This window comes from Streptomyces prunicolor NBRC 13075 (assembly GCF_000367365.1).
Lineage (GTDB): Bacteria > Actinomycetota > Actinomycetes > Streptomycetales > Streptomycetaceae > Streptomyces > Streptomyces prunicolor.
In genome coordinates this window covers 1-8,479 of record NZ_BARF01000024.1, presented here as the reverse complement: position 1 = coordinate 8,479, position 8,479 = coordinate 1, and the positions used below count along the sequence as shown (strand labels likewise).

At 68.6% G+C, this 8,479-nt stretch carries 7 protein-coding genes; 4 read left to right on the top strand and 3 right to left on the bottom strand.

What is annotated here, in order from left to right; genetic code table 11:
* Positions 1–89 precede the first annotated feature (89 nt).
* The gene (locus SPR02S_RS09780; protein ID WP_019056769.1) at positions 90–815 is read right to left on the bottom strand and encodes a hypothetical protein; all 726 of its coding nucleotides are present in this window, start codon (positions 813–815) and stop codon (positions 90–92) included.
* Between the two features lie 6 nt (positions 816–821).
* Here SPR02S_RS09780 and SPR02S_RS09775 point away from each other — a divergent pair, with 6 nt between their 5' ends.
* The 3 genes from SPR02S_RS09775 to SPR02S_RS09765 all read left to right on the top strand — a co-directional run bounded on the left by SPR02S_RS09775 (position 822) and on the right by SPR02S_RS09765 (position 3,334).
* Positions 822–1,376: a ComF family protein gene (locus SPR02S_RS09775; protein ID WP_373283300.1), complete on the top strand. Its 555-nt coding sequence runs from the start codon at positions 822–824 to the stop codon at positions 1,374–1,376.
* Positions 1,377–1,689: 313 nt separating this feature from the next.
* Complete coding sequence (gene hpf / locus SPR02S_RS09770) at positions 1,690–2,382, top strand: ribosome hibernation-promoting factor, HPF/YfiA family (RefSeq protein WP_019056767.1); 693 nt, start codon at positions 1,690–1,692, stop codon at positions 2,380–2,382.
* A gap of 205 nt (positions 2,383–2,587) precedes the next feature.
* Entirely contained in the window at positions 2,588–3,334 is a 747-nt protein-coding gene (locus SPR02S_RS09765) for a response regulator (protein ID WP_019056766.1), read from the top strand.
* Between the two features lie 19 nt (positions 3,335–3,353).
* Here SPR02S_RS09765 and SPR02S_RS09760 read toward each other — a convergent pair whose 3' ends face one another.
* Both SPR02S_RS09760 and SPR02S_RS09755 read right to left on the bottom strand, forming a co-directional pair.
* Entirely contained in the window at positions 3,354–4,529 is a 1,176-nt protein-coding gene (locus SPR02S_RS09760; protein ID WP_019056765.1) for a winged helix-turn-helix domain-containing protein, read from the bottom strand.
* Between the two features lie 80 nt (positions 4,530–4,609).
* On the bottom strand, positions 4,610–5,197 hold the full coding sequence (locus SPR02S_RS09755; protein ID WP_019056764.1) for a GNAT family N-acetyltransferase: 588 nt from the start codon (positions 5,195–5,197) through the stop codon (positions 4,610–4,612).
* Positions 5,198–5,465: 268 nt separating this feature from the next.
* Between SPR02S_RS09755 and secA the strand changes: the two genes are divergently transcribed.
* A complete protein-coding gene (gene secA / locus SPR02S_RS09750; protein WP_019056763.1) occupies positions 5,466–8,282 on the top strand; it encodes a preprotein translocase subunit SecA in 2,817 nt (938 codons plus the stop codon).
* Positions 8,283–8,479: the final 197 nt, after the last annotated feature.

The following is an 8,479-nucleotide window of genomic DNA, read 5'->3' as shown; positions in this document are numbered from 1 at the left end:
TGGGGTGCGGTGGGGGAGTTGTCGGGGGCGATGCGGTGTGGGGTGTGCAGCCGGTAGTTCCGGGGGCTGACGCGGTGCAGGGCGCGCGGTCAGTGGTGGCCGGGTTTGGCACGGTGCAGGTGGGACGGCCGGTGGTTGAGGGGGGCGGTACGGCGCAAGGGGAGTGGTCTCGGTCTCGGGCGGATCAGGCGCGGGGCGGGCAGGTTCAGGGAGGGCAACTGCGGGCACGGCAGGCGCAGTTCAGGGAAGCTCAGGCATGGCAGGTGCCGGTTGGGCAGCGTCGGACGCGGCAGGTTCAGGGTGGGGAGATTGAGGCAGGGGGGCCGCCGTTGGATGGCGGATATCCGGTGCAGGAGGGACAGGTAGCGCAGGAAGGGCAGGCCGCGCTGGATCAAGCAGGGCAGCGGCAGGCTCAGGGCGGGCTGGCTGCGCAGGTAGCGCAGGCGCAGATCGCGCAGGCGCAGGCAGGGCAGGCGTGGGCTGCGGAGGCACAGGTACGGCAGCCGCAGGCTCAAGTCGGGCAGGCCGCGCGGGCTCAGGTTGCGCAGGTTCAAGAAGGGCAGCGACATACGCAGGTCGGCCAGCGTCAGGATCAGGTCGGGCCGATCGGGTACGCAGTGCGGGCAGGGCAGGCTCAAGTCAGGCTGGTCGGGCCAGCCGCGCAGGCTCAAGTCGGGCCGGTTGGGCAGGTCGGGCAAGGCGCGCAGGCTCAAGTCGGGCAGCCGCAGGCTCAGGGCGGGCGGCAGATGCAGGTTGGTCGGGACGTGGCGGTCGGGCCGCGCGTGGAGGTCGGTCAGGTCCGTTCCCGGGGGCACGGTCAGGTGCCGGTGCTGCTCGTGCCCGTGCCCTCCGCGCGCGGGGCCGTGCGGGCTCGGGGGCATGATCCGGCGCGGCGGATCGCGTTGGCGGCGGCGGGGGAGTTGCGGCGGAACGGGACGCCGGCCCGGGTGGTGGCCGTGTTGCGGCAGCGGCGGTGGGTGGCCGATCAGTCGGGGCTCAACTCGCGGGAACGGCTGGACAATCTCGCCGGTGCGCTGGAGGTGGTCGCGGGCGGTGCCCGGTTGCTCGTGGGTGGTCGGGTGGTGCTCGTCGACGACCTGATGACGACGGGGGCCTCCTTGAGGGAGGCGGCGCGTGCCGTGCGGGAGGCGATTGCGTGCGGCGGAGAAGTTGGCGCAACTGCCGCTGTGTATGCGCGTGCGTCCAGGGAAGGCAGAGAGGAACACATCGACAGATCAAACGGCGGATCAATGGAGAACGGGAGGAACATGGCACTCAGTGCACCGGGAATCGTGGGTGTGAACGGCCCCGCTGACCTGATCTGCGCGGCGGTGATCGCGGCGTCGCCAGATTCCTTCGAAATAAACCGGAACTGACCGTGAACTTGCGTCGTTGCAGGTAATGACAGGGGCAATTCACCTGAACGGAGGTACGCCGCAGTAGAGGGTGACGGCATCCGTCCGGGCGAGATATGTTCGGTTGTGAGAGAAAGGCGCAGGCCGCACCTCTCCTATCCGAATGCCGTGCCGTGGGTTTTCTGCAATCACCCGCGGCCATGGGGTGGAGATCTTGCCCATGGGGGAGGAGGAGGTGGAAGTCACCGAGTCCGAGGTTCCGGGGTGACCGGAGCCTGGTGCGAAAGGGAGACGCTCCGCAGCGAAGCGGAGCGATCCGGGAACGGAGTTCTGCGTGGACATCGTCGTCAAGGGCCGCAAGACCGAGGTGCCCGAGCGGTTCCGCAAGCACGTGGCCGAGAAGCTGAAGCTGGAGAAGATCCAGAAGCTCGACGGCAAGGTGATCAGCCTCGACGTGGAGGTGTCCAAGGAGCCGAACCCCCGACAGGCCGACCGCTGTGACCGAGTGGAGATCACGCTCCGCTCCCGCGGTCCGGTGATTCGGGCGGAGGCATCGGCCAACGATCCGTACGCGGCACTCGACCTCGCGGCGGAGAAGCTGGACGCCCGGCTGCGCAAGCAGCACGACAAGCGCAACACCCGCCGCGGCGCCCGTAGGCTCACCGCCGCCGAGGTCCCCGACCACGTCCCGGGCGCCGCGACGCTCAACGGCAACGGCCACGCCGTCCCGGACGAGCAGTCGGACGGTGTGCCCACCAAGAAGATCGGCTCGCTGGAGGTCAAGGGCGAAGGCCCCCTCGTCGTCCGCGAGAAGACCCACGTCGCCTCTCCGATGTCCCTCGACCAGGCGCTCTACGAGATGGAACTGGTCGGACACGACTTCTACCTGTTCGTCGACTCCGAGACCAAGGAACCGAGCGTCGTCTACCGACGGCACGCCTACGACTACGGCGTCATCCACCTCAGCACGGACCCGATGGTCACGCAGGCGCAACCGCCCGCGGCCGGCGGCACGCTGGGCGGCTGACCCACCCGGCAGACAGCTGAGCCGGTGCCCCTGGAGCGCGTGTGCGCCCCCAGGGGCACCGGTGTGCGACCACTTCGCGCCCGGCTCCGTGACCGCACTGTCGTCCGGGCATGGAATCATGGCCGTACAGGCCCAACCGGTGGGCCGCTGCCTTGGGTTGGCGATGGCACAGGACCACAGGCCACAGCCTTCAGGGGGAGGAACGATGGCGGACAGCTTCGGACCGATGCATGTCGGGGATGCCGACGGCGGCGTCGTCGGCATGGGCCCGGAAGTGGGCTCGACACGCAAGGAGCCGATCAGAGTCCTTGTCGTGGACGACCACGCCCTCTTCCGCCGCGGCCTGGAGATCGTGCTGGCGGCCGAGGAGGACATCCAGGTCGTCGGCGAGGCGGGCGACGGCGCCGAGGCCGTGGACAAGGCCGCGGATCTGCTGCCGGACATCGTCCTGATGGACGTACGGATGCCGAAGCGGGGCGGGATCGAGGCGTGCACCTCCATCAAGGAGGTGGCCCCCAGCGCGAAGATCATCATGCTCACGATCAGCGACGAAGAGGCCGATCTCTACGACGCGATCAAGGCGGGTGCGACGGGATATCTCCTCAAGGAGATCTCGACCGACGAAGTGGCCACCGCCATTCGCGCCGTGGCCGACGGACAGTCGCAGATCAGCCCCTCCATGGCGTCGAAACTCCTCACCGAGTTCAAGTCGATGATCCAGCGCACCGACGAGCGCCGACTGGTGCCCGCGCCCCGGCTCACCGACCGTGAGCTGGAGGTTCTCAAACTCGTCGCCACCGGAATGAACAACCGCGATATCGCCAAGCAGTTGTTCATCTCCGAGAACACCGTGAAGAACCATGTGCGCAACATCCTGGAGAAGCTCCAGCTGCACTCCAGGATGGAAGCGGTCGTCTACGCGATGCGGGAGAAGATCCTCGAGATCCGCTGACCCTCGGGCCAGGTGCCCCTCATGCCAGGAGACGGACGAGTTCCCTGGCGAGAGGGGCGCGCAGCTCGGGGGCGTCGACCCGTTCCACGCGTACGTCCGTGCAGTCCACCCAGCTCGCGGCCTCCACCAGGGCCTGCGCCACGGACGGGACGGCCTTCACGCCGTCCAGGGTGACCTGCTTGGCCACCAGGGTGCGGCCCTCGCGCGCGGGGTCGACGCGGCCGACCAGTTGGCCTCCCGCCAGCACCGGCATCGCGAAATAGCCGTAGACCCGCTTCGGCTTGGGGACGTAGGCCTCCAGGCGGTGGGTGAAGCCGAAGATGCGCTCTGTGCGGGCCCGCTCCCAGATCAGGGAGTCGAAGGGGGACAGGAGTGTGGTGCGGTGGCGGCCGCGCGGGGGTGTCTCCAGGGCCGCCGGGTCTGCCCAGGCCAGCTTGCCCCAGCCCTCGACCGTGACCGGGACCAGGCCCGAGTCGGCGATCACCGCGTCGACCTGCTCACCCTTGAGACGGTGGTAGTCGGCGAGGTCCGCGCGCGTGCCGACGCCCAAGGACTGGCCCGCCAGTCGGACCAGGCGGCGGAGGCACTCCGTGTCATCCAGCTCGTCGTGCAGCAGCGCCTGCGGGATCGCGCGCTCCGCGAGGTCGTAGACGCGCTTCCAGCCGCGGCGCTGCACGCACACCACCTCGCCGTACATGAGCGCGCGCTCGACGGCGACCTTGGCGCCGGACCAGTCCCACCACTCGCTGGTGCGCTTGGCGCCGCCCAACTCCGTTGACGTCAGCGGGCCTTCGGTCTGGAGCTGCTTGATGACCTGGTCGTAGGTGTCGTCGGGGAGGTCGTGGTTCCAGTGCGGGCGGCTGCGGTAGGCGCGGCGGCGGAAGGCGAAGTGGGGCCACTCCTCCACCGGGAGGATGCAGGCGGCGTGCGACCAGTACTCGAAGGCGTGGGTCTGGGTCCAGTACGCGTCCTCGACCGTCTTGCGGGGGACGGCGCCGAGGCGGGCGTACGGGATGAGTTCGTGGGACCGGGCGAGGACCGAGATGGTGTCGAGCTGGACCGCGCCGAGATGGCGGAGGACGCCGCGCACGCCCGCGCGGCGGTCGGGGACGCCGAGGAACCCCTGGGCTCGCAGGGCGATGCGGCGGGCTTCGGCTGCCGACAGGTCGGTCGTGGGGCGCGGGGCACTCGTCATGTCTCCGCACGATAGAGGGTGGCACTGACAACGCGGGCTGAGCTGGGGATTCGTCCCGCTACGGCTGCGCTACGGCTGTGCTACGGCCGGGCGGGGAGGTACGGCGCGGTCGACGGCAGGCCCAGGTCCGACGGGAGCAGGGAGCCCACCCAGCAGTCCCGCCGTACGCCCTTGTTGTTGAGTGCGGAGCGGAGCGTGCCCTCGATGGTGAAACCGGCGTGTTCGGCCACCGCGCGGGAGCCCTTGTTGCCGACCTCCGCGCGCCATTCCACGCGGTCGATCGACAGGCGGGTGAAGGCCCAGCGGGAGACGGCGACGGTGGCCTCGGTGATGTAGCCGTTGCCGCGGTGCTCCTTCGTGGCCCAGAAGCCGACCTCGCCGACGCCCAGGGAGCGCATCGTGATCGCGAGCATGCCCACCAACTCCCCTTCGGGGAGTCCGGGGAGTCCGGGGAGAAAGACACCGAAGGTGAACATCGAACCGTTCTTCCAGCCCTCGGGGACCAGTTGCTCGGTGAAACTCTGCGCGTGCTCCAGAAGGTAGGGCGAGGGGATCGTCGTCCAGCGCTGGATCTGGGGGTCCTGGGCGGCGGAATACACGACACCGGTGTCCCGGGGGCCTACGGAACGCAGGAGGAGACGGTCGGTCGTGAGCGTGACGGGTTCCATCGGCCGATTCTGCTCGGGGGCGCACAAGGACGCCATCCTTTTGCGCTGCGTGAGCGCGTGATCACATTTCGCGCAATTCCTCGGAGGGACGCGGCACCATCGGCGACCCCCGGCCGTTGTCCTCTTTGAAGCAGATTTGAACGAGTGGACGGTCGGCGTCCCCGGCAGGCTCCCGGCGTGGCGGGGTCCTCGCATACGATGGCCGTTGCTCAGTCATGTCATTGGTAACCGACCGTCCCAGGCCCGACCGGCAAGGAGACCAAGCCCCGTGTCCGTCCTCTCGAAGATCATGCGTGCAGGCGAAGGCAAGATCCTGCGCAAGCTGCACCGCATCGCGGACCAGGTCAAGTCCATCGAAGAGGACTTCGTGGACCTCTCCGACGCCGAGCTGAAGGCCCTCACCGAGGAGTACAAGCAGCGCTACGCCGACGGTGAGACCCTGGACGACCTGCTCCCCGAGGCGTTCGCCACCGTCCGCGAGGCCGCCAAGCGCGTCCTCGGCCAGCGTCATTACGACGTCCAGATGATGGGTGGCGCGGCCCTGCACCTCGGCTACGTCGCCGAGATGAAGACCGGCGAGGGCAAGACCCTGGTCGGCACCCTGCCCGCGTATCTGAACGCCCTCTCCGGAGACGGCGTCCACATCATCACGGTCAACGACTACCTGGCCGAGCGCGACTCCGAGATGATGGGGCGCATCCACAAGTTCCTGGGCCTTGAGGTCGGCTGCATTCTGGCCAACATGACCCCGGCCCAGCGCCGCGAGCAGTACGCGTGCGACATCACATACGGCACGAACAACGAGTTCGGCTTCGACTACCTGCGCGACAACATGGCGTGGTCGCAGGACGAACTGGTGCAGCGCGGCCACAACTTCGCGATCGTCGACGAGGTCGACTCCATCCTCATCGACGAGGCCCGTACGCCGCTGATCATCTCCGGCCCGGCCGACCAGGCCACCAAGTGGTACGGCGACTTCGCCAAGCTGGTCACCCGTCTGAAGAAGGGCGAGGCAGGCAACTCGCTCAAGGGTCTGGAGGAGACGGGCGACTACGACGTCGACGAGAAGAAGCGCACGGTGGCCATCCACGAGGGCGGTGTCAGCAAGGTCGAGGACTGGCTGGGCATCGACAACCTCTACGAGTCGGTGAACACCCCGCTGGTGGGCTACCTGAACAACGCCATCAAGGCCAAGGAACTCTTCAAGAAGGACAAGGACTACGTCGTCATCGACGGCGAGGTCATGATCGTCGACGAGCACACCGGGCGTATTCTCGCCGGCCGCCGCTACAACGAGGGCATGCACCAGGCCATCGAGGCGAAGGAAGGGGTGGACATCAAGGACGAGAACCAGACGCTCGCCACGATCACCCTGCAGAACTTCTTCCGCCTCTACAGCAACCTCTCGGGCATGACCGGTACGGCGATGACCGAGGCCGCCGAGTTCCACCAGATCTACAAGCTCGGCGTCGTGCCGATCCCGACCAACAGGCCCATGGTCCGCAAGGACCAGTCGGACCTGATCTACCGCACCGAGGTCGCGAAGTTCGAGGCGGTCGTCGACGACATCGCCGAGAAGCACGAGCAGGGCCAGCCGATCCTCGTCGGTACGACGTCGGTCGAGAAGTCCGAGTACCTCTCGCAGCAGCTCGCCAAGCGCGGCATCCAGCACGAGGTGCTGAACGCCAAGCAGCACGACCGTGAGGCGCCGATCATCGCCCAGGCCGGCCGCAAGGGCGCCGTGACCGTCGCGACCAACATGGCCGGCCGCGGTACGGACATCAAGCTCGGCGGCAACCCCGATGACCTCGCCGAGGCGGAGCTGCGCCAGCGCGGCCTCGACCCCGAGGAGCACATCGAGGAGTGGGCGCAGGCACTGCCCGCCGCCCTGGAGAGGGCCGAGCAGGCGGTCAAGGACGAGTTCGAAGAGGTCAAGGACCTCGGCGGCCTCTACGTCCTCGGCACCGAGCGGCACGAGTCGCGCCGTATCGACAACCAGCTGCGCGGTCGCTCCGGCCGCCAGGGCGACCCGGGCGAGTCCCGCTTCTACCTCTCCCTGGGCGACGACCTGATGCGGCTGTTCAAGGCCCAGATGGTCGAGCGCGTGATGTCGATGGCGAACGTCCCGGACGACGTGCCGATCGAGAACAAGATGGTCACGCGCGCGATCGCGTCCGCCCAGTCGCAGGTCGAGCAGCAGAACTTCGAGACCCGCAAGAACGTCCTCAAGTACGACGAGGTCCTCAACCGCCAGCGCGAGGTCATCTACGGCGAGCGCCGCCGCGTCCTGGAGGGCGAGAACCTCCAGGACCAGGTCGTGCACTTCATGGACGACACGATCGACGCGTACATCGCCGCCGAGACCGCCGAGGGCTTCCCGGAGGACTGGGACCTCGACCGGCTGTGGGGCGCGTTCAAGCAGCTCTACCCGGTGCGGGTCACCGTGGAGGAGCTGGAGGAGGCGGCCGGGGACCGGGCCGGTCTGACCGCCGAGTTCATCTCCGAGTCCATCAAGGACGACATCCACGAGCAGTACGAGGGGCGCGAGGAGCAGCTCGGCTCCGAGATCATGCGTGAGCTGGAGCGCAGGGTCGTGCTGTCGGTCCTGGACCGCAAGTGGCGCGAGCACCTCTACGAGATGGACTACCTCCAGGAGGGCATCGGCCTGCGCGCGATGGCCCAGAAGGACCCGCTGGTCGAGTACCAGCGCGAGGGCTTCGACATGTTCACCGCCATGATGGACGGCATCAAGGAGGAGTCCGCCGGCTATCTGTTCAACCTGGAGGTCCAGGTCGAGCAGCAGGTCGAGGAAGTCCCCGTCGAGGACGACAAGCCGTCGCTCGACAAGGAGGACACGGTGCCCGCGCAGGCGAGCGCCCGTCCCGCGATCCGCGCCAAGGGGCTCGACGCCCCGCAGCGGCCGGACCGGCTGCACTTCTCCGCGCCGACCGTGGACGGTGAGGGCGGCATCGTCGAGGGCGACTTCAGCAGCGACGACGACGAGCCGGTGCGCTCCGAGGCCGACGGCCTCACGCGCGCGGAGCGCCGCAAGCAGGGGCGCCGGGGCAGCCGCCGCAAGAAGTGACGGTCGCTCCGCGGGTCGAGCGGTGAGCTGTGGCGGGCGGCCCCTTGAGTGAGGGGTTGAGCTTGCCGGGGCCGCTGCTCTCCGGTGGAGGACCTTGAAGGGCCGGGCATCGTGAAGGTGCCCGGCCCTTCGGCGTGTGTGCGGGCGGGCGTGTGTGCAGGCGTGCGGGCGGGTGCGGGCCGGCGCGGGGGTGCGGT

Coding starts and splice junctions, on each gene's coding strand:
- SPR02S_RS09765 (WP_019056766.1), top strand. CDS start 2,588: ATGGCGGACAGCTTCGGACCGATGCATGTCGGGGATGCCGACGGCGGC.
- SPR02S_RS09760 (WP_019056765.1), bottom strand. CDS start 4,529: ATGACGAGTGCCCCGCGCCCCACGACCGACCTGTCGGCAGCCGAAGCC.
- SPR02S_RS09755 (WP_019056764.1), bottom strand. CDS start 5,197: ATGGAACCCGTCACGCTCACGACCGACCGTCTCCTCCTGCGTTCCGTA.